Origin of the sequence: Bacillus sp. NPDC060175, assembly GCF_042728695.1 — a bacterium.
Classification (GTDB): Bacteria; Bacillota; Bacilli; order Bacillales; family Bacillaceae_G; genus Bacillus_A.
Genome location: NZ_JBHWYR010000178.1, coordinates 1 through 2610, shown reverse-complemented (window position 1 = coordinate 2610; position 2610 = coordinate 1). Strand labels below are relative to the sequence as shown.

Sequence of the window (2610 nt, the reverse complement as noted above, 5' to 3'; positions counted from 1 at the left end):
ACCATCTCACGGTTAATAAAATAATATCCGGTTGATAATGTTTCCACTTGAATAGATTTTGCTTTTCCATACCAATCACATCCTTTTTTAGAGTAATAGTATCAGTATGTCCAAGTCTGAAAGACTTTTTTTAGATATTTTGAAGTTTTTGCACCAGAACCAACAAGACCATCATTTCGATAGTTTATTTTTATGTACAGAACATCAAGTAGATTTCGGCGATTCAGTGTGAAATGTTTAAAACGACAAAAAACTTGGAAGTAAGCAAATTATCAATTGGTATTCTACAGATTTCTTTTGGAGTGGTTTCAGCTGAAGTTACAAAATAAAAAACGGAAAAGTTCACAAAATATATAATAATCAAATTATTATGGTAATATTGATAGTGTGCAGCTTATAATTGAACTGGGTGATTAAAAGTGACTATACAAAATAAAAAGATAATTGATATCTGTGATAACCGCAGACTATTAAATAAATATTCACGTAACAGTATTCCAAGCGTAATCTTCATAGCAGGGTTAGGAGATAGCTATGAGACATGGAAAAAAGTCCAAGACCGAATATCGCAAAAAACATCAACCTTTTCCTATAACAGGTCGGGTATTGGCAGGAGTCAAGTCGCATCCGTCCCGACGACTTGCTATGATCTAGTCGAGGAGCTCAACGAATTGTTGCTAGCGCTTGAAGTGGAGAAGCCCTATATATTGGTGGGACATTCTTTTGGTGGTTTGGTCGCTAGATTATATGCCAGCCTTTATCCACTGAACATCTGTGGTATGGTTTTGGTTGACGCTGCACCGGAATATAAAGAACTTGCCTATGAAAAGGTTCTACCCGAAAATCTGCTTGCAGGAAATAGGGAATATTACGAGAATCCTATGTTGAATAGTGAGAAGATTGATAAAATACAAAGCTATAAGCAAATCGTTGATCATTCAAATCAAAGTAACCTCCCTCTCGCAATTATTACAAGAGGTTTACCTGACAATGGTGAAGAGGGATGGCCATCTCAAGAAATATTGGAAATTGAGCAAAGACTCCAAGCAGAATTCCAATGGCTGTCAACGTCAAGCAAGTACCGGATTGCTAGTCGAAGTGGACATTATATTCAACATGATGAGCCAGAAATTGTTATAGAGGAGATTATGTTAATGTTGAAGGAGATAGGAAAATGAGCGATATAAGATTGAAATTCATGATGGATTTGCAAAGAATTGAGAAGGATGAGTATCAGTTACGCGAAGGTGAGCAGCATCAAGATTTCTTACCTTTGTTACTTCAATATATTGGCGATCCTCAGCCAGAATTACGGGATAACCTGATTTATCCGATGTTTTATATGTGGATTAAGGAAGAGAATAGGTTCAGTGGAGAGGAGTTGCGCAGCCTCTTAACTGTTCTGACTGATGAGAACCATTTGTTCTATAGAATTGGCAGCGAGGATGATCAGTCAGTTTTTACAAGGACGTTCTCTGCCTTGCCTATCGCTTTGATTGTGCAACGCCACAGACAGAATCCATTTTTCAATCAAGCGGAAATTGAGCAATTAATGCATGCAATGTTCCGTTATTATAAAGAGGAGAAGGATCTGCGAGGTTACCTTTCAGTAGGAGGCTGGGCTCACAGCGCGTCTCACGGTGCGGATGTTTTTGTCGAGCTGGTTCAGTGCGAGGAGAGCAGCGTCGCAATGCTGCGTGAGGTTCTTGTCGCTATTTCTGGCATGCTTCATAATGGTAGACACATTTTTAGCGATGAGGATGATGAGCGGTTGGTAAACATCGTGGATACGATGATTGACAAAGAGTTACTTCCACATCAAGAAATCGCTGATTGGATTAGCGGCTTAGCGCAATGCTATAATTTTCCGAGAAGTCGCAGTCAAATGATTGCTCGCGTGAACAGCAAGAATTTTTTACGCAGTCTCTATTTCAGAAGGGGACAAGATAGCCGAGGGAATGAGCTTAACACTGTCATACTTGGTACTGAGGCAATATTGAACAGGTTTTCTTTCAGTTAAAGGGTTAGAGGGGCCGTCCCAAAAGTCATGGAAAATTGGCTGAGGGATTTTGCCCCTTTTTATGTCAAGAAAAACAAAAAAAACCATCCATTGGTAAAATGGAAGTACCACCCACCACGCACAAAAGGAGAGGCAAGGGCTGCAATTAAGGCAGTTTTTTCTCATTGAACTAAAGGGCAGCATTTCTGTAAAGATTGTGAAAAAATGCTTATTGAACTAACGCATGCGTTAGTTCAATAAGGTCTAAAAATGTTGTTGTAGTAAATGAGGTCATATGTAGTACAAAAAAGGATAGATAAGGCATATACTTTCTGCTTTATCTATCCTCTTCTTTTTCGTCTATACAATGTGTAACATTATATAATTATTATTGATATACATATGCTAAATACCTATTTCTTGGTTCTAAATAAAATAAAAAAGTCGTACCGCTTTGAAAAAAGTTCAACCGTTTGTAAAAAGATGATCGAAATATCTTATTTCAATAAAGAAGAATTCCGTTTTTTTCTTATTGAAGTAATGAAGTATTTTAGTTTAATAAATAATTAAGATATATTTATACTTAAATAAATAAATATATATTATTGGAG

The 2610-nt window shown here is 37.0% G+C and carries 2 protein-coding genes and 1 pseudogene; 2 read left to right on the top strand and 1 reads right to left on the bottom strand.

The annotated features are described in order from the left end of the window. Positions 1-70: pseudogene (locus tag ACFWDE_RS30325) on the bottom strand (IS6 family transposase); the annotation flags it as partial. A gap of 349 nt (positions 71-419) precedes the next feature. Here ACFWDE_RS30325 and ACFWDE_RS30320 point away from each other — a divergent pair. Both ACFWDE_RS30320 and ACFWDE_RS30315 read left to right on the top strand, forming a co-directional pair. Then, positions 420-1178, top strand: a complete 759-nt coding sequence (locus ACFWDE_RS30320; protein WP_377896374.1) for an alpha/beta fold hydrolase — start codon at positions 420-422, stop codon at positions 1176-1178. Then, positions 1175-2020, top strand: coding sequence for a DUF2785 domain-containing protein (locus ACFWDE_RS30315; protein WP_377896373.1), 846 nt, complete (start codon positions 1175-1177; stop codon positions 2018-2020). The genes ACFWDE_RS30320 and ACFWDE_RS30315 overlap by 4 nt, the downstream gene beginning before the upstream one ends. Positions 2021-2610 lie beyond the last annotated feature (590 nt).

Coding starts and splice junctions, on each gene's coding strand:
- ACFWDE_RS30315 (WP_377896373.1), top strand. CDS start 1,175: ATGAGCGATATAAGATTGAAATTCATGATGGATTTGCAAAGAATTGAG.